This window comes from Pseudomonas sp. MYb193 (assembly GCF_002966775.1).
GTDB lineage: Bacteria > Pseudomonadota > Gammaproteobacteria > Pseudomonadales > Pseudomonadaceae > Aquipseudomonas > Aquipseudomonas paracarnis.
This window is the reverse complement of record NZ_CP023269.1, coordinates 3,983,473-4,001,053: the sequence shown is the minus strand read 5'-3', so window position 1 is coordinate 4,001,053 and position 17,581 is coordinate 3,983,473. Positions and strand designations below refer to the sequence as shown.

Annotated in this window: 20 protein-coding genes and 1 tRNA gene; 11 read left to right on the top strand and 10 right to left on the bottom strand. The window is 59.3% G+C overall.

Annotated features, from left to right (window positions below):
* The first annotated feature begins 1 nt into the window (after position 1).
* Entirely contained in the window at positions 2–973 is a 972-nt protein-coding gene (locus tag CLM72_RS18080) for an XdhC family protein (RefSeq protein ID WP_105227357.1), read from the top strand.
* A 137-nt stretch (positions 974–1,110) separates the two neighbouring features.
* On the opposite strand, the gene CLM72_RS18075 is transcribed toward CLM72_RS18080, so the two are convergent.
* Positions 1,111–2,394 (bottom strand): FAD-binding oxidoreductase, encoded by a 1,284-nt coding sequence (locus CLM72_RS18075; RefSeq protein WP_105227356.1) that lies wholly within the window; start codon positions 2,392–2,394, stop codon positions 1,111–1,113.
* Between the two features lie 184 nt (positions 2,395–2,578).
* Between CLM72_RS18075 and CLM72_RS18070 the strand changes: the two genes are divergently transcribed.
* From CLM72_RS18070 to CLM72_RS18045, 5 genes are all read left to right on the top strand, one after another.
* A tRNA-Val gene (locus tag CLM72_RS18070) sits at positions 2,579–2,655 on the top strand.
* A gap of 622 nt (positions 2,656–3,277) precedes the next feature.
* Positions 3,278–3,994, top strand: a complete 717-nt coding sequence (locus tag CLM72_RS18060) for a DUF969 domain-containing protein (protein ID WP_014719143.1) — start codon at positions 3,278–3,280, stop codon at positions 3,992–3,994.
* A complete protein-coding gene (locus CLM72_RS18055) occupies positions 3,991–4,941 on the top strand; it encodes a DUF979 domain-containing protein (RefSeq protein WP_105227355.1) in 951 nt (316 codons plus the stop codon). The genes CLM72_RS18060 and CLM72_RS18055 overlap by 4 nt, the downstream gene beginning before the upstream one ends.
* 7 nt (positions 4,942–4,948) lie before the next feature.
* Positions 4,949–5,578: a pyroglutamyl-peptidase I gene (pcp, locus tag CLM72_RS18050; protein WP_105227354.1), complete on the top strand. Its 630-nt coding sequence runs from the start codon at positions 4,949–4,951 to the stop codon at positions 5,576–5,578.
* A 79-nt stretch (positions 5,579–5,657) separates the two neighbouring features.
* The gene (locus CLM72_RS18045) at positions 5,658–6,194 is read left to right on the top strand and encodes an anti-virulence regulator CigR family protein (protein WP_105227353.1); all 537 of its coding nucleotides are present in this window, start codon (positions 5,658–5,660) and stop codon (positions 6,192–6,194) included.
* Positions 6,195–6,206: 12 nt separating this feature from the next.
* On the opposite strand, the gene CLM72_RS18040 is transcribed toward CLM72_RS18045, so the two are convergent.
* The 3 genes from CLM72_RS18040 to CLM72_RS18030 are packed head-to-tail and all read right to left on the bottom strand — an operon-like array spanning position 6,207 to position 8,578.
* Positions 6,207–7,607, bottom strand: a complete 1,401-nt coding sequence (locus tag CLM72_RS18040; protein WP_105227352.1) for a heavy metal sensor histidine kinase — start codon at positions 7,605–7,607, stop codon at positions 6,207–6,209.
* Entirely contained in the window at positions 7,604–8,275 is a 672-nt protein-coding gene (locus tag CLM72_RS18035) for a heavy metal response regulator transcription factor (RefSeq protein ID WP_032896183.1), read from the bottom strand. Before CLM72_RS18035 ends, CLM72_RS18040 begins: the two co-directional genes overlap by 4 nt.
* 42 nt (positions 8,276–8,317) lie before the next feature.
* Positions 8,318–8,578: a DUF2790 domain-containing protein gene (locus CLM72_RS18030; protein WP_054922395.1), complete on the bottom strand. Its 261-nt coding sequence runs from the start codon at positions 8,576–8,578 to the stop codon at positions 8,318–8,320.
* Between the two features lie 183 nt (positions 8,579–8,761).
* On the opposite strand from CLM72_RS18030, the gene CLM72_RS18025 reads away from it, so the two are divergent.
* On the top strand, positions 8,762–9,439 hold the full coding sequence (locus tag CLM72_RS18025; RefSeq protein ID WP_105227351.1) for an HAD family hydrolase: 678 nt from the start codon (positions 8,762–8,764) through the stop codon (positions 9,437–9,439).
* A gap of 20 nt (positions 9,440–9,459) precedes the next feature.
* Here the strand turns inward: CLM72_RS18025 and CLM72_RS18020 are convergent, their stop codons facing one another.
* The 3 genes from CLM72_RS18020 to csrA all read right to left on the bottom strand — a co-directional run bounded on the left by CLM72_RS18020 (position 9,460) and on the right by csrA (position 10,515).
* On the bottom strand, positions 9,460–9,756 hold the full coding sequence (locus CLM72_RS18020; protein WP_105227350.1) for a hypothetical protein: 297 nt from the start codon (positions 9,754–9,756) through the stop codon (positions 9,460–9,462).
* Positions 9,757–9,849: 93 nt separating this feature from the next.
* Complete coding sequence (locus CLM72_RS18015) at positions 9,850–10,110, bottom strand: hypothetical protein (protein ID WP_105229164.1); 261 nt, start codon at positions 10,108–10,110, stop codon at positions 9,850–9,852.
* A gap of 210 nt (positions 10,111–10,320) precedes the next feature.
* A complete protein-coding gene (gene csrA, locus CLM72_RS18010) occupies positions 10,321–10,515 on the bottom strand; it encodes a carbon storage regulator CsrA (protein ID WP_003192511.1) in 195 nt (64 codons plus the stop codon).
* A 264-nt stretch (positions 10,516–10,779) separates the two neighbouring features.
* On the opposite strand from csrA, the gene CLM72_RS18005 reads away from it, so the two are divergent.
* Positions 10,780–11,145, top strand: coding sequence for an SPOR domain-containing protein (locus tag CLM72_RS18005; RefSeq protein WP_019820896.1), 366 nt, complete (start codon positions 10,780–10,782; stop codon positions 11,143–11,145).
* A 31-nt stretch (positions 11,146–11,176) separates the two neighbouring features.
* On the opposite strand, the gene CLM72_RS18000 is transcribed toward CLM72_RS18005, so the two are convergent.
* The 3 genes from CLM72_RS18000 to CLM72_RS17990 form a co-directional block, all read right to left on the bottom strand.
* Positions 11,177–11,866, bottom strand: coding sequence for an endonuclease (locus tag CLM72_RS18000; RefSeq protein ID WP_105227349.1), 690 nt, complete (start codon positions 11,864–11,866; stop codon positions 11,177–11,179).
* Between the two features lie 2 nt (positions 11,867–11,868).
* A complete protein-coding gene (locus tag CLM72_RS17995) occupies positions 11,869–12,120 on the bottom strand; it encodes a DUF1654 domain-containing protein (RefSeq protein WP_034128242.1) in 252 nt (83 codons plus the stop codon).
* 259 nt (positions 12,121–12,379) lie between these two features.
* The gene (locus CLM72_RS17990) at positions 12,380–13,468 is read right to left on the bottom strand and encodes an asparaginase (RefSeq protein WP_034128241.1); all 1,089 of its coding nucleotides are present in this window, start codon (positions 13,466–13,468) and stop codon (positions 12,380–12,382) included.
* 565 nt (positions 13,469–14,033) lie between these two features.
* Between CLM72_RS17990 and CLM72_RS17985 the strand changes: the two genes are divergently transcribed.
* The 3 genes from CLM72_RS17985 to CLM72_RS17975 are packed head-to-tail and all read left to right on the top strand — an operon-like array spanning position 14,034 to position 17,578.
* Positions 14,034–14,993: a sugar ABC transporter substrate-binding protein gene (locus CLM72_RS17985; protein WP_003192504.1), complete on the top strand. Its 960-nt coding sequence runs from the start codon at positions 14,034–14,036 to the stop codon at positions 14,991–14,993.
* A 57-nt stretch (positions 14,994–15,050) separates the two neighbouring features.
* Positions 15,051–16,604, top strand: a complete 1,554-nt coding sequence (locus tag CLM72_RS17980; RefSeq protein WP_105227348.1) for a sugar ABC transporter ATP-binding protein — start codon at positions 15,051–15,053, stop codon at positions 16,602–16,604.
* Entirely contained in the window at positions 16,601–17,578 is a 978-nt protein-coding gene (locus CLM72_RS17975) for an ABC transporter permease (protein ID WP_105227347.1), read from the top strand. The genes CLM72_RS17980 and CLM72_RS17975 overlap by 4 nt, the downstream gene beginning before the upstream one ends.
* Positions 17,579–17,581: the final 3 nt, after the last annotated feature.

Here is a 17,581-nt window from a genome sequence, read left to right as displayed (position 1 = left end):
CATGCAGCATCTGGATCTGCAAGTGGTGCGACGGGCGCTGGCGTGGTCGATGGCGGGGCAGCGCCTTTGGCTGTGCACCGTGCTGGCCACCTACGGCTCGGCGCCGCGGGCGCCGGGTTCGCTGTTGGCGGTGAACGCCGCTGGGCAGTGGATTGGGTCGTTGTCGGGTGGTTGCGTCGAGGAAGACTTTCTCGAGCGCGTCGCCGAAGGTGCGTTTTTCGATGCGGTCAACGTGGTGCGCTACGGCGCAGGGGACGATCCGCGCTCGCGGGTCAGCCTGCCCTGCGGCGGCATTCTCGATGTATTGGTTGAGAAGTTCGAGCCTGACTGCGAGGTGCAGGCGCACCTGCGTGAAGTGGAGTCGGCGCTGCTCGGGCAGCGCCGCTTGATTCGCCAGGTCGACCTGGCCAGCGGGGAGCGCAGCCTGGTCGCTGATTGTGAGCAGGGCGCGCGCATCGAGCGTGACAGTGCGCGGGTACACATCCGCGTCGGTGCGGCTCAGCGTCTATTGCTGGCCGGGTACTCCAGCGTGGCGCAGGCGTGTGCCGAGTTTGCAGTCGGCCTTGGGTTTGAAGTAATTCTCTGCGACCCACGCGAGGAGGTGCTCGAAGGCGTGGTGCTCAATGGCGTGGAGATTCGTCGCCAGTTGCCGTCGGTGTTTATTGCCGACGGCGGCTGTCACCGTGATACGGCGGTGGTGGCGCTGACGCATGACCCGCGTATCGACGATCTGGCGATGATGGAAGCGGTGCGTACCGACGCGTTCTACATTGGCGTGATGGGGTCGTTGCAGACCTCGCAGAAACGGTTTGAGCGACTGCGCCGCGTCGGTGGGTTGGGGGAGCCTGAACTGGCGCGGATACACGCGCCCATCGGGCTTAACCTGGGCAGCAGGACGCCGTCGGAAATTGCGTTGGCGGTATTGGCCGATATCGTACGGATTCGTAGCGGGATTGCACGTGACCAGCTCTGAAGCGCATCTTTGCTTGAAGGCTTTATGTAAATGTGGCGAGGGAGCTTGCTCCCGCTGGGCTGCGAAGCGGCCCCAAAAGCCTGGGAGCGCTACGCACTCCAGCGGGAGCAAGCTCCCTCGCCACAGTTTGCCTGTGTTTACATCCCGAATTTATCCCGCAACCCGTAGTACCAAGCCCCCAGCGCCGCAAACGGCGTGCGCAACATTTGCCCACCCGGGAACGGGTAATGCGGCAAGCCCGCAAACGCATCAAAACGCTCAGCCTGACCTCGCAAGGCCTCCGCCAGTACTTTGCCTGCCAAGTGCGTGTACGTCACGCCATGGCCGCTACAGCCCTGGGAGTAATAGATGTTGTCACCCAGGCGACCGACCTGCGGCAAACGCGACAGGGTGAGCAGGAAATTGCCGGTCCAGGCGTAGTCGATCTTCACGTTCTTCAGTTGCGGAAAGGCCTTGAGCATTTTCGGTCGGATGATCGCTTCGATATTCGCCGGGTCCCGCGCGCCATAGACCACGCCGCCGCCGAAGATCAGGCGCTTGTCGCTGGTGAGGCGGTAGTAGTCGAGCAGGTAGTTGCAGTCCTCGACACAGTAATCCTGTGGCAATAAAGTCTTGGCTACTTCATCGCCCAGTGGCGCCGTGGTGATCACTTGGGTGCCACACGGCATCGACTTGGCCGCCAGCTCCGGCACCAGGTTGCCCAGGTAAGCGTTCCCCGCGACGATAATGAACTTGGCCCTGACCCTGCCTTCGGCGGTGTGTACCACCGGATTGGTACCGCGCTCAATGCGCACCGCTGCCGATTGCTCATAGATCGTGCCGCCCAGGGATTCCACAGCCGCGGCTTCACCGAGCGCCAGGTTGAGCGGGTGGATATGGCCACCGCTCATGTCCAGCAAACCCCCCACATAGTTGTCACAGGCCACCACCTCGCGGATGCGGCGCTCGTCCAGCAACTCCAGTTGCGTATGGCCGTAGCGCTCCCACAGGCGCTTTTGCGACTCCATGTGGCCCATGTGCTTGCTGTTGAGGGCGGCGAACACGCCACCGTCCTTCAAGTCGCACTGGATCTGGTACTTGGCCACGCGCTCACGGATGATCCTGCCACCTTCAAACGCCATCTGCCCCAACAACTGCGCCTGCTGGGGCCCGACGCTGCGCTCGATCACGTCGATATCGCGGCTGTAGCTGTTGACGATCTGCCCACCGTTGCGACCCGAAGCACCAAAACCCACCTTGGCGGCTTCCAGCACCGTGACGCGAAAGCCGTTCTCCAGCAAAAACAGCGCACTGGAAAGCCCGGTATAGCCGGCCCCGATCACGCACACATCGGTCTCGACTTCACCTTGCAACACAGGACGGGGCGGAACTGCATTCGCGGAAGCGGCGTAATACGACTGGGGGTAGGGGGTGTTCGCCATCCTGGAACCTCTGTTTTATATTTTTTACGAGTGCGCCGATCCTACCTGAGTTGAAAATTGCCTGCCAGCCACCCGAAAATCACGGGTGTACCCGGCGCAAATAAAAAATTCGCATATTCATAGGGTTAGCTGCAAAAAAGATGTTGACACCCCTTCGGAATTCCGTAGAATGCCGCCTCACAGCAGGCACGTAGCTCAGTTGGTTAGAGCACCACCTTGACATGGTGGGGGTCGTTGGTTCGAGTCCAATCGCGCCTACCAAACAAAATCCGCTCTGCTGGGCGGTCTGGAAGGGCTCACCGAAAGGTGGGCCCTTTTTTGTTGCCTGAAATTTGGGCAAGGGAAAGTCAAGACGCCGGGCAGCGTCCTTCTGGGCTTGTATGTCCAATCAGGCGAAAAGCGTCGCCACCGCCAGCAGGCAAATTACCTGGGCGAACAGCTGGCAGCGTATTTCGCCAAGCGTGGTCGCCATACTACTCATTTGTCCGGCATACATAGCGGGAACCCTCATTGTCGGCATGACGCCGTGAATGAACTCCAAGTACACACAGCTGCATCGTGGAGTATAGGCGCTGATCAGGAATTTTCCCTGCCGACGCCCTAGCGAGTTCATCTTCACGACTTTTCCAAAAAAACTGCGCTGAATCTCTGCATGGCACCGTACCGCCCGAAGCCATCCCCCCACAAAAATTATTGGTTTGCAGCAACAATTTTTCTTGTTGGACACCCCCGGCCTTAGGCAGCAAAGTTGCGCCACTGACGCTCGACCTTCCAGGTCAACAATAAAAAACCGAGCCGACTGCACGCCACTTTCACGCTGTGAGCCCTTTGCCCACATCCTGCTGTAATGGCGCCGCAGCGCGCACTAAAGGACCTCCCCGCCATGCAAACTGTTGTGAACTTATGGCCGTTGATCGGCGTACTTGTCATCGTGGTCGGCTTTGTATTGCGCTTCAATCCGCTGTTGGTGGTCACCGCAGCCGCCATCGCCACCGGGCTTGCCGCCCAGTTCCCGCTGGAAAAAATTCTCGCCACCATGGGCGATGGCTTCCTTCAGACCCGTGCGCTGCAACTGATTCTGTTATTGCCGCTGGCGGTGATTGGCCTGCTGGAGCGCCATGGCCTGCGCCTGCATGCGCAGAACTGGATCGCACGCTTCGAACGCGCCACGGTCGGGCGCTTGCTGATCATTTATCTGTTTGTGCGTGAGTCCACGGCGGCCATGGGGTTGACCAGCCTGGGTGGGCACCCGCAGATGGTTCGGCCGCTGCTGGCGCCGATGGCCGAGGGCGCTGCAGAAAAACGTTATGGCAAGCTGCCTGACAAGCTGCGCCACAAGGTACTGGCCATGTGCGCTGCCACCGACAACGTCGGGTTGTTCTTTGGTGAGGACATCTTCGTGGCCTTTGGTGCGATTGCGTTGATGCACACCTTCCTGCTTGGCTCGGGGATTGATGTGGAGCCGCTGCACATTGCGGTGTGGGGCATCCCGACGGCGATCTGCGCCTTCATCATTCACGCTATCCGGTTGCATCGTTTCGACCGGCGCTTGACCCGCGAAATGAGCTCGGCCACCGCTCCGGTGGAGGCTGCTCAATGATTATTTCCATTCAATACCTGTACTGGCTGGCGGGCGTGCTGTTGCTGATCACCGCCGGCATGATCCTGCTCGACCGTTCCCACCCCAAGCGCTGGTCCAGTGCGCTGTTCTGGTTGTTGTTCGCCGTACCGTTCCTTATAGGCGAGCGCCTGCCTTCGGTGGTCATCGGAGTGGGTGTGGTGGTGATGGCATTGATTGCGGGCTTGGGCGGCGTTGGTCGTGGCCGCCATGCCGAATTGCACGACAAGGCGTCCCGCGCCAGTGCCGGGCGCCTGGGCCACAAACTGTTCATCCCGGCGTTGGCGATTCCGCTGACCACGGTGATTGGTTCAGTGTTGCTAAAACACACCGAAATCGGCGGTGTACCGCTGCTGGACCCGAAGAACACCACCTTTGTCTCCCTCGGCATCGGTTGCCTGATCGCCCTTGGCCTGGCCTGCTGGCTGACCCGGGATACGCCGGTACAAGCGTTACGCGAATCCCGTCGCCTGACCGAAGCCCTGGGCTGGGCCATGGTGCTCCCGCAAATGCTGGCGATGCTCGGGCTGTTGTTCAATGAGGCCGGGGTGGGTACGGCAGTCGCTCATGTCACCACCACCTACATCAACCTGGATTACAAGTTGGTGGCGGTGATGGTCTATGTGTTGGGCATGGCCTTGTTTACCGTGATCATGGGCAATGGTTTTGCGGCCTTTCCGGTCATGACCGGTGGCGTCGGCGTGCCGGTGCTGGTGGGGATTTACGGCGGCAACCCTGCAGTGATGGCGGCGATTGGTATGTTCTCTGGCTATTGCGGTACGTTGATGACGCCGATGGCGGCCAACTTCAATATCGTACCGGCGGCGCTACTGGAGCTGCCGGATAAAAATGCGGTGATCAAAGCCCAAATACCCACGGCGCTGATGATGCTGGTGGTCAATATCGTGCTGCTCTATCTGTTGATGTGAGGCCACTGTGCAAAACGTATTGCTGACGGGCTTCGAGCCCTTTGATAAGGCGGCGGTAAACCCCTCTTGGGAGGCCGTGCGCCAGTTGGACGGTGTGCAGTTGTACGAGGGGGTGCAGATGGTTGCGCGTTGCTTGCCCTGCGCATTTGCCACCGCTGCCGAAACCTTGCTCCAGTTGATCAACGAACTGCGGCCGGCAATGGTCATCGCCACGGGCCTGGGGCCTGGGCGCAGTGATATTTCCATCGAGCGCGTTGCGATCAACGTAAACGATGCGCGTATTCCCGACAATCTGGGGGCGCAGCCGATTGATATTGCGGTAGTGGATGGCGGCCCGGCGGCGTACTTCTCGACGTTGCCGATCAAGGGCATGGTCAAGGCGGTGCGTGAGGCGGGTGTTGCGGCCTCGGTATCGCAGACGGCGGGGACGTTTGTGTGCAATCAGGTGTTTTATCGCTTGCAGCACGCCTTGGTGGGGACTGGGGTGCGCAGTGGATTTATTCACGTACCTGGTTTGCCTGACGCGGGCGAGCCTTCGATGGCGCTATCGACAATAGTCGAGGGTTTGAGGGTTGCGGCGTTGGCAGCCTGGCAAACCCAAGTAGATATCGCCTTGAGTGGTGGTCAGGTGAGCTGACGGCAGGCGCTGTTGTTTGGGTACGCTGTGTTGCGATTTCAACTACAGTTCAAGCACATATTTGCGTTGGGAAGTCGCCATGTTAAAGCGTACGAAGTTTGTGTCGGTTGCGTTGTCCCTTGCACTGTCCGTGACCAGTGGCCTTGCCCTTGCAGATCCAGGCAATGGCAAAGGCCAGGGTAACAATAAAGGTGATGTCTACGGTGGGCAGGGCAAAGGCCAAGGCAATACCAAGGGTGATGCCTATGGTGGGCAGGACAAGGGTAAAGGCCAGGGTAATAACAAAGGTAATGCCCAGGGTGGGCAAGGTAAGGGCAAGGACAATGGCGGGCCCTCCAGGAATGACTTCAGCGTTGATCGCGGTCTCGTACTGAACGTGCTGGGCGGTCACCGCGATTATTGGAGCCCAGGGCCAGCCTTACCGCCTGGCATTCAGAAAAACCTGGCACGCGGCAAGCCCCTGCCGCCCGGTATTGCCAAGAAGCTGGACGGCCGCTTGCTGGGTCAGTTGCCTCGCTACGACGGTTACGAGTGGCAGCAAGCGGGAACCGACTTGATATTGGTGGCCATTGCGACCGGTATCATCTACGAAGTTCTGAACGGTGCGTTTGATTGAGTTGCAGCGCCTTCAGGCTTCACGGCCGGGGAAAAACAACTCAAAACAGGTTACGCCATCTTCACTGCTTACGCGGTACCGCCCGTTATGCAGTTGCATGATGGTCGCTACGATCGAGAGTCCCAGTCCGTTGGACTGGGATGACCGCTCGCGGGATTCATCCACCCGGTAGAACCGTTCGAACAGCCGCGGCAGGTGCTCGGCCGGGATCGTCTGGCCGTGGTTGCTGACCCTCAGGTTGATGCCCGCACCATCCGGCACTGCCTGGATACTCAGTTCCGAGCCCGGCGCGCCATATTTGATGGCGTTGGCGCACAGGTTGGCCAGGGCACGGCGCAGCAACATCGGTTCAGCCCAAATCACCCCTTCGCCCAAGGCGGTGATGTGCATGTCCACATCACCGGCCAACCCCTCGAAGTAATCCGCGATGCGTTCCACTTCATCCGCCGCGTCCAGCGCCTGGCGCTGGCGCAGTGCGCTGGCGGGGTCGGTGCGGGCCAGGAACAGCATGTTGTCGAGCATTCGCGCCAGGCGTTCCAGCTCTTCGACATTGGAGGCCAGCAGTTGCTGGTAGCTCTCGATGCTGCGCTGCTGCTGCAGGGCAACCTGGGTTTCGCCGAGCAGGTTGTTGATCGGGGTGCGCAGTTCATGGGCCATGTCGGTGGACACTTGGCCCAGTTGTACAAAGCCTTTGGCCAGGCGTTCAAGCATGGTGTTGAACGAGTCGATCATGGGCAGCAACTCTTTCGGTGCGCCGTGGCTGTCGAGCCGTTCGGCCAGGTTGCTGACGCCGATCCCTTGGGCATGCCGGGCCAGGCGGCGCAATGGCAGCAAGCCGCGATGAACCAGTAGGTAACCCACCAGCGCCAGGATGATCGCGGCGATACTCGCCAGGATGTATACGCTGAGTCGATAACTGGCGAGCACCGCGGTGCGCTCTGTCATCAGGCGGCCGCTGGTGATTTGCAGGCTGCCCAGGTCGCCGGAGTCGATAGCCACGGCCACCAGCGAGAAGGGAATACCGTTCAGGCCTGGCAAATGTTGCACGTCGCTCAACATGAGTTTGTGATCCTTGGGGAGCGGCTGGATCGACGGCAACTCAATATTCCCCGGGTTTACCAGCAGCAGTGGCTGTTTGCCGGGGGCGGCAATGCTCAGCACGGATTCGCGATTGCCCAACATGTTCTGGAACAGCTCTGGCTTGGTCTTGATCAGGTCCAGGGTATTGCTGTCGTTGAGCAGGTTGCGCAGCTGATCCACCCGCGATATCAGCGCGGCGTCGTCGCGGCGGATCAGTTCGCGCTCCAGTTCCCGGTACAGCGCCACGCCCAGGGTGGCCAGCAGGGCAAAGGCGAGCAGGGCGAAGATCAGTGCAAGGCGCAGGGTCAGGGAGTAAGGGTGTTGGCGGTTCATGGCTGGGTATCGAAGCGGTAGCCAATGCCCCGTACGCTGTGGATCAGCTTGAGCTGGAACGGGTCGTCGATTTTCAGGCGCAGGCGGCGCACGGCGACATCCACCACATTGGTGTCGCTGTCGAAGTTCATGTCCCATACCCGCGAAGCAATCAGCGAGCGGGACAGCACCTGGTCCTGGTGCGTCGCGAACAGATGCAGCAGGGCGAACTCTTTGTTGGTCAGGGTAATGCGCGTGCCGGCGCGGGTGACCCGACGTTTGAGTACGTCAATGTGCAGGTCGGCGATTTGCAGTTGTTCTTCATCCCGGCTCGGGCCACGACGGTTGAGGGTACGCAGGCGCGCCACCAGTTCGGCGAACGAAAAGGGCTTGATCAGGTAGTCATCGGCACCCAGCTCAAGGCCTTTGATGCGGTCGGCGATGTCATCGCGGGCGGTGAGGAACAGCACCGGCGTATCGGCTTCTTTGCGCAGGCGGCGCAGCACTTCCCAGCCATCCATTTTCGGCATCATCACGTCCAGTACGATCACGTCGAACGGCGTTTCAAGGGCCTGGTGCAAGCCGTCCACGCCATCGCGGGCCAGGCTTACGCAATGCCCCAGCTCCTGCAGGCCATTGAGCAGATAATTACCGGCCTTGGGTTCGTCTTCGACTACGAGGATGTTCATGGAAGGTGCTCTGCTCCAATAAGTTGCGCCAGTGTAGCCCGATCAATTGTCATTGGCGCAACCGGTGCCCTGGACTTGGTAATCCAGCACATGTTCGCGGTCTTGGTGGTCCAGGTAGCGCAGTTGCGCCGGCACAACCCCGCATTGGCCGTAGGTGTCGGTGCTCGACAGCACCTTGGCGACATCCAGGTGCACGAAGAAGCCGGTTTTATCGTGGATCACGTGGGTGGCGGGGGCGGTGTCGGCAGCGAATACCGAGCCAGTGGCAAGCAAAGCGGCGAAGCCTAAGGCGAAGAGTTTCATGGTGGTGTCTCACGTTCCGGGTGGGTAGTGAGCTCACGGTAACCAGGCGACCCCAACAGCCAACCAACAGGATCATGACAAGTTCGTCATTTTTGCCTTGGAACTGACGGGCCAGGACTCGGCGTTTACAAGCGTCGAGGTGATCCGTAGATTGCAGGGCCCAGCCCATGAGGAAGCCGCGCAGTGTCCAGCCCAACTCCAAATGTATTTACCCGGCGTTACCGCGCCTTTCTGTTCGATATGGACGGGACCCTGCTCAACTCCATTGCCGCTGCGGAGCGCGTCTGGGGCATCTGGGCTGCACGGCATGGCTTGGATGTGGAAGCGTTTCTGCACACCATTCATGGCGCCCGCGCGATTGATACGATCACCCGCCAGGCATTGCCGGGCGTCGATCCACAGGTAGAAGCCCAATGGATCACCGAGGCTGAGCTGGACGATGTCGAAGGCATCGTGGCGATTCCCGGCGCGGTGGCGTTTTTGGCGAGCCTGCCCGTCGATCAATGGGCGTTGGTCACCTCAGCGCCAAAGGCATTGGCCGTGCGCCGGCTGCAAGCAGCGGGCATCCCCGTGCCGGCGGTACTGGTGACAGCCGAAGATGTGAAGACGGGCAAGCCCGATCCGGCCTGTTATGTGCTGGGTGCTCGGCGCCTGGGCGTGCCGGTGCAAGACTGTCTGGTGTTCGAGGACGCCACAGTGGGTATTCAGGCTGGGGAAGCGGCGGGGGCGGATATCATGGTGGTGACCTCGACACACTTGACGCCGATGGTGACCGCCCATGCTTGCATCGAGCAATACGGTGCGTTGAAAGCCGAGCGTGGGGCTGATGGCTTGCTGTCCTTAAGTTCGTTGGCGCCATGATACGTGGAAGGCCGAGCCCGTTACCGGTCTCGGCCTTCCATGCAGTCGATGGGATCGGACAGTGCCTGCAGCCGGCTGTTTTTCATCCCCTGGCGCGACACCACCATTTCCCTGAGTATCTCGGTGGCGAGCCGGTTGATGGCTTCTATACCGTGATAATGCGCGCGCACGATGCCGGTAATGGCGAAGTGATCGGTTCCCGGGCCGCTGAGAACGGCTGAGAGAGTACCGTCGGCATGCAGCGTGCACTCAACGGTATAGCTGGGCAGGCGCGCTGCCAGTGCTGATTCGATCTGGGCTTTACTGAGGGTGTCCATCTGTATCTGCCCCTTTGGCTGACTGCGCAAGCCCAATGATAGGTGGTGCGGCGGCGCTGTAAATACCGGCGATCCGATAACAGGTAACCGCCCTCAGCGTGCGGTTTTTTCATGGGTGCGATGAGCTGCACGCTGACGCAGCTTGCGCAAGATCACCTTCTGGATGGGCTTGAGGCAGAACGCAAGCAGGTAGCCGCAGAGCAGAAGCGCAAGATCCAACCAGGAATGGGTGTCGGGATCAGCCCCTTCCACTTCCATTCTTAAGCAGCATCCGAGTGCCACGAAGACCAGCCCTATCAGCAGGGCGATCATCCAGGATTTTGAAACAAGCGGTTGCGACGCGGCTGGCCTCATCGACGTGTTCCCGAAATGCACTCGGACGGCAGGATAAAGTGTCAGAAGTTGGGCTGCCAATAGCGCGACAAGTTCCGGATACCCTGACAGTTTCATCTTGCAGCGAAGGGAGGGCTCAAGGTGCGCTGGTCTCGCGCGGAAGCGCGAACAGGCCAATTGGGTTTTCGCCAGCCGTTACAGTGAACGAAAAGGCTGGCTACTGGAGGCGTTTCAAGGCGTCTGGTTTTTGTCGGGTGCAGTCAGGCCGGCCTGGATACGCTGGTAAATCTCCTCGCGATGCACGGCAACATCCTTAGGTGCGTTGATGCCGATTCGTACTTGCTGGCCGCTAACGCCCAGGATGGTGATCGTAATGTCATCACCGATGTTTATGCTTTCACCGACTTTGCGGGTGAGTATAAGCATGGACTTCTCCTTGAATTACTTTTAAGGACACATGTTTCAGACAGGGTAGGTGTCGGATGTGTGTAGCTTACTGCGAAGCGCTTCCCTGTGACTGCCTCTTTCTAGGACGCATAGAGGCGACATTAATTCCCATGGCGGTATCATACAGGTCGCGATACATGATTCGCATTGTTTAAGCCAACGTTTATGACGGCCAGAATAGACAGTGAATGGTAAAGTTGCCTCTTTGATCCTCAAAGGAGCAGGGCAGTGCGTAAAGTAGCGATGGCAATTGTGGTGTTGGCGTTGGCCGGATGCGGTGAAGGTAAGTCGGTCGACGCCCCCAAGGCCAAGCCTGCCGTGACCGAAAGCCTGCCGCAAACCGGTGCGATTGCCGCTCAGGAATGGGATATACGGGTCGGCCCGCCGGACCATAAGCTGCAGGCGATCACCGACCTAACCGCCTGGTTGCTGGAGCACGGGTTCAATTTCTACATTGTGAAAGTCGACGGCAAGGATGAGGTGCTATTGGGGCCGTTCGCGACCAAAGCCGAGGCCGAAGCCAAGCAGGCGCTGCTAAACGAAAAAATGGCGCGGGCCAAGAAAAACGACACCGTGTCGGAGATTATCGAACACAAGGCTGCGCAGTAGTGGGCGAAGTGGGCGGCCCCCCCGCCCACAGTCAGCCGCAGGCCTTCAGGTTGACCGGGCCGACGAATTCATTACCACGTCCCATTACGCACGCCACTGTCTGGTTGCGCTGGCGCTCCCAGGTTTGCACCGGATAGGTCTTGTTCCAGGCTTCATACAATTGCCGGTCCTGCTTCGACAGGCGCAGGCCATACTGCTTGCTCATATAAAAATACGTGCGTGCGATCATCCCGCGAATGGACGGGCGCGGCATGACTTTCTTCGCCTTGAAGTCCACCTGGGTCAGGCATGAGCCGTACTGCCCGCTTTGCACCGGCAGCCAGCCAAAACTGAAGTTGTTACGGTCACCATTCACTTCGCCGATGCTCGGCACCAGGTTGTGCAGGTCTGCCTCGGCGCGCTTGAACACCTCATCATGGCGCGTGCAGTTTTTTCGCCCGCCATTTTGCCAGCATTGGCGCTGATGTCCGATTTGCCAGGCCGGCACGATGTGTTCCCACTCAATGCGTGCAGCGCGGTTGGCGTTTTTGCGGGGGATGTAACCGCAGGCTTTCAGGTTCACCCGGTTACCGGTGTATTTGCAGCCGCAATAAAATTCGGTGGATTGCGGCGCGTAGAGCTTCCAGGCGATTTTCTTGGCTTCGCTGAAGGTGCGAGGGGCTTGGGCGTTGGCGGTGAAGGCTAAAAACAGACAGCACACAGCAATAAAACGGGCACTCACAATCAATCTTCCTTCGGCACAACCCAAAAAATCTGCACGCCACCGTCGTCCCGATAGGCGAGGGTGACGTTGTCATTTTCTGCAATCTCTTCCAGTAAACGTTGCCAATCGTTCTCCGGTTCCTCGGGTAAACGGAAGATCAACGCCGCCTTGGCTTTCTGCGCGTTGGTCGAGTTGATGATTTTTTGCACGCGGATAGCCAGGCGCTGATAGGCGTCAGGCGCTGCAGGTGCTGCGGAAGAGGGCTTTGCCACAGAGCATTCCTTAATGGGCTGTACGCACATACAGTATTTAACTGTAGGCAATTTCGCAACTGCTTAAATTTCAAGAAGTTCGTCTGACAGCGAATCAGGGAGTTTGTTGAGGTTCGGGGGGAGAGGGGCTGAATGTGGCGAGGGAGCTTGCTCCCGCTCGGGTGCGTAGCGCCCGCAAGTATTTTGGGCCGCTTCGCAGCCCAGCGGGAGCAAGCTCCCTCGCCACAAAAGCATCTTTCTACAGATGAATCAGCAGGGATCAGTATTCCCAGAAGATCCGTTGCAGTTCCTTGCTGTCCTGGGTCTTGGTCAGGGCGACCATGGCCAGGATGCGGGCTTTCTGCGGGTTCAGGTCAAGGGCGGCGACCCAGTCGTATTTGTCGTCTGGCTGTTCGGCGTTACGCAGAACCATGCCACCGGCGTTGACGTGGGAAGAGCGAATGATCTGCACGCCTTGTTTACGCAATTCCACCAGCGCTGGAACGACCTTGGACGATACTGACCCATTGCCGGTACCGGCGTGAATGATCGCTTTGGCACCCGCTTGGGCCAATGCCTTGTAGGCAGTGTCGCTCACGTTGCCATAGCCGTAGGCAATTTCAACGTCAGGCAGGCTTTTGATGGTCTTGATGTCGAACTCAGAATCCATGGTGTGACGCTTGGCCGGCAGGCGGAACCAGTAGGATTTACCCTCGACGACCATGCCCAGCGGGCCCCATGGGCTCTTGAACGCTTCGGTCTTGATGTTGATCATCTTGCTGACGTCGCGGCCAGATTGGATCTCGTCGTTCATGGTCACCAGCACGCCTTTGCCCCGTGCATCCTTGCTACCCGCGACCGCAACGGCGTTGTACAGGTTAAGCATGCCGTCTGCCGACATCGCGGTGCCTGGGCGCATGGAACCGACCACCACGATAGGCTTGTCGGTTTTTTCCACCAGGTTCAGGAAGTAGGCGGTTTCTTCAAGGGTGTCGGTGCCGTGGGTGATCACGATGCCGTCCACGTCCTTGCTGTCGGCCAATTCGGCGACACGGCGACCCAGTTGCAGAAGGTTTTCGTTATTGATGCTTTCCGACGCAATTTGCATCACTTGTTCGCCGCGAACATTGGCGATCTGGCTAAGCTCAGGAACGCCGGCGATCAGTTGTTCGATGCCGACTTTGGCCGCCTGGTAGGTGGCACTGTTGGCCGCACTGGCGCCGGCGCCAGCGATGGTACCGCCGGTGGCGAGGATGACTACGTTGGACAGTTTGGTCTTGCTTTCGACTTCCTTTGCCTGGGCGGCAACGGGGAACAGCAGCAGAAGGGCCAGGGCGCCCGGAATGACGTTCTTCAATGCAGATTTCATTATTTTTCTCTCTGGTTTTTGATGAGTGCTGTAGCAGGTTCATCTAGAACACCCGGGCGGTTCTGAACGCCGCGAGGTGCTGAGAAAGAGCAGGATTTGTACCAGACTGAGCATGTTGGTTTTTATAAATTAACTTATTGATTTAAAACAACTTAATCTAATATTTTAGTTTCATGGGGCTTGGCGCTGTCCGGCTTTCCGAACGCGAAGGGTTGTGGTGTTCGGTTGTCCGAAAGCGAACACGATTTGTCCGAGCGCTGTGGTCGATCATTCGCAGTGCAGCCTGTCGTTTTCAGCGAACGTCAGAGAGGGTGAATTTGCTTAAACGTATCAGCCGTCGGTAGCTCAAGGGAGAGTTTGGAGGCCGCCAATGAAAGGCTTGCTGCTACCGTTGACAAATCTCGACAAGGTTCTCATAGTTTGCTCAACGCAAACGTTTGCGAGATGTTTCACTGCGCCCTTGGCGCATCGTGACAGCTCGTATCAGCCGCCCAAGTGGGAGGGCTGCCGAAGGGCTCTTCGGTGCAAGCGTTGCTCACAATAATCATAAGATCGGAGTGAACCCATGAAGCTGCCATTTGCTGGACGTCTTCTTGCTGTTGCTGTGCTTGCTGCCGCATCCGCCGCTTTGCCTCTCTCTTCTGCATTTGCCGATGACGCTGCCAAAACGCCTACCGTGGGTTTGGTCATGAAGTCCCTTGCCAATGAGTTTTTCGTCACCATGACCGACGGTGCGAAGGATTACCAGAAAGCGCACCCAACAGAATTCAAGTTGATCTCCAACGGCATCAAGAACGAAACCGATACCAGCGCGCAGATCGCCATTGTCAACGAAATGATCAACGCCAAGGTTGATGCGCTTGTCATTGCTCCCGCCGACTCCAAGGCACTCGCCAGTGTGCTGAAAAAGGCTTCTGATGCCGGTATCAAGGTGGTCAACATCGACAACCGCCTGGACCCGGAAGTACTCAAAAGCAAAAACCTCGATATTCCTTTTGTAGGCCCGGATAACCGCAAAGGCTCCAAGCTGGTGGGCGACTACCTGGCCAAGCAACTGGCCGCCGGTGACAAGGTCGGCATCATCGAGGGCGTACCCACTACCACCAATGCCCAGCAGCGCACCGCAGGCTTCAAGGATGCGATGGACGCGGCAGGCATGAAGATTGTTTCCACCCAGTCCGGTAACTGGGAAATTGACCAAGGCAACAAGATCGCGGCAGCGATGCTGAGCGAAACGCCGGATATCAAGGCGCTGTTGGCCGGTAACGACAACATGGCTCTGGGCGCTGTTTCCGCCGTGCGTGCGGCAGGCAAGGCCGGCAAGGTGTTGGTGGTAGGTTACGACAACATTGACGCGATCAAGCCAATGCTCAAGGACGGCCGCGTGTTGGCCACCGCTGACCAGGCCGCCGCCCAGCAAGCCGTGTTCGGTATCCAGAACGCGCTGAAGCTGGTCAAGGGTGAGAAAGTCGATGCCAAAGATGGCGTGATCGAAACCCCGGTCGAACTCGTCATCAAGCAGTAATCCTGGCAGTACCCAACAGCGCCCGCTCGTCCTGAGCGGGCGCCTGGAGATTTTCCTATGTCATCTTCCGCCCCGAACGCTGTCCTCTCGGTCAGCGGTATCGGTAAGACCTATGCCCAACCGGTTCTCTCCGACATCACCCTGACGCTCAATCGCGGGGAAGTGTTGGCGCTGACCGGTGAGAACGGCGCAGGCAAAAGTACCTTGTCGAAGATCATCGGCGGCCTGGTCACGCCCACCACCGGGCACATGCAATTCAACGGTCAGGATTATCGCCCCGCCAGCCGCACCCAGGCCGAAGCCTTGGGCGTGCGCATGGTCATGCAGGAACTCAACCTGCTGCCGACGCTGACCGTGGCTGAAAACCTGTTCCTGGATAACCTGCCGAGCCGCTGTGGCTGGATCAGCCGCAAACAACTGCGCAAAGCCGCGATCGAAGCCATGGCCCAAGTCGGCCTGGACGCGATCGACCCGGACACACTGGTAGGCAGCCTGGGCATTGGTCACCAGCAAATGGTCGAGATCGCTCGTAACCTGATCGGCGACTGCCATGTATTGATCCTCGACGAGCCCACGGCGATGCTTACTGCTCGTGAAGTCGAGATGCTGTTTGAACAAATCACGCGCCTGCAGGCTCGAGGCGTGGCGATCATTTATATTTCGCACCGGCTCGAAGAGTTGGCCCGTGTCGCCCAGCGTATTGCGGTATTGCGCGACGGCAAGCTGGTCTGCGTCGAGCCGATGGCCAATTACAACAGTGAGCAGTTGGTGACCTTGATGGTCGGTCGCGAACTGGGTGAACACATCGATTTGGGCCCGCGCACCATCGGAGGCCCGGCCTTGACCGTGACGGGCCTGACCCGTTCGGACAAGGTCCGCGATGTGTCCTTTGAAGTACGCGCCGGTGAAATCTATGGCATTTCCGGCCTGATCGGCGCCGGCCGCACCGAATTGCTGCGCCTGATTTTCGGCGCCGACCCGGCCGACAGCGGCACCGTGGCCTTGGGTTCGCCGGCGAGGGTGGTGAGCATTCGCTCGCCGGTCGACGCGGTCGGTCATGGTATTGCCCTGATCACCGAAGACCGCAAAGGCGAGGGCCTGCTGCTGACCCAGTCCATCAGCGCCAACATCGCCCTGGGCAACATGCCGGAAATTTCCGGCGGGGGCGTCGTCAACAGCCGTAACGAAACCGCTCTGGCCAAGCGCCAGATCGACGCCATGCGAATCCGCAGTTCCAGCCCGACGCAACTGGTGTCCGAGCTGTCGGGTGGTAACCAGCAGAAGGTGGTGATTGGCCGCTGGCTGGAGCGCGACTGCGCAGTAATGCTGTTCGATGAGCCTACCCGCGGTATCGACGTCGGTGCCAAGTTCGATATCTATGCCTTGCTCGGTGAACTGACCCGCCAAGGCAAAGCGCTGGTGGTGGTGTCCAGTGACCTGCGTGAGCTGATGCTGATCTGTGACCGCATCGGTGTGCTGTCCGCCGGGCGCCTGATCGAGACCTTCGAGCGTGACAGCTGGACCCAGGACGAATTGCTCGCCGCCGCCTTTGCCGGCTATCAGAAACGTGATGCGCTGCTCAACGAAGCAGCACCTAGGAATACCCCATGAAAACAAACATTTCCCCCGGTAAAACTGGCGGCAACTTCTATGGCCTGGGTACTTACCTCGGGCTGGCAGGTGCCTTGCTGGCGATGATTGCGCTGTTCTCGGTGCTCAGCGATCACTTTCTGTCCTATGACACCTTCAGCACCCTGGCCAACCAGATTCCAGACCTGATGGTGCTGGCGGTGGGCATGACCTTCATCCTGATCATTGGCGGCATCGACCTATCTGTGGGATCGGTACTGGCATTGGCGGCCTCGGCAGTCAGCGTGGCGATCCTGGGCTGGGGCTGGAGCGTGTTGCCCGCCGCTCTGTTGGGCATGGGCTGCGCGGCGTTGGCCGGCACCATCACCGGTTCCATCACGGTGGCCTGGCGCATTCCGTCATTTATCGTATCTCTCGGCGTGCTGGAGATGGCCCGCGGCGTGGCCTACCAGATGACGGGCTCGCGCACCGCTTATATCGGTGACTCGTTTGCCTGGCTGTCCAACCCGATTGCCTTCGGTATTTCCCCGTCGTTCATCATCGCCTTGCTGGTGATCATCGCGGCCCAGTTGGTTCTGACCCGTACGGTCTTCGGCCGCTACCTGATCGGCATCGGCACCAACGAAGAAGCGGTGCGCCTGGCGGGTATCAATCCCAAGCCTTACAAGGTCCTGGTGTTCAGCCTGATGGGCCTGTTGGCCGGTGTGGCGGCGCTGTTCCAGATCTCGCGCCTGGAAGCGGCGGACCCGAATGCCGGTTCGGGCCTGGAGCTGCAAGTGATCGCCGCCGTGGTGATCGGTGGCACCAGCCTGATGGGCGGGCGTGGCTCGGTCATCAGTACGTTTTTCGGGGTGTTGATTATTTCGGTCCTGGCCGCCGGGCTGGCGCAGATTGGCGCGACGGAACCGACTAAACGCATCATTACCGGTGCCGTGATCGTGATCGCCGTGGTCCTTGATACTTATCGCAGCCAGCGCGCCAGTCGGCGGGGCTGAACC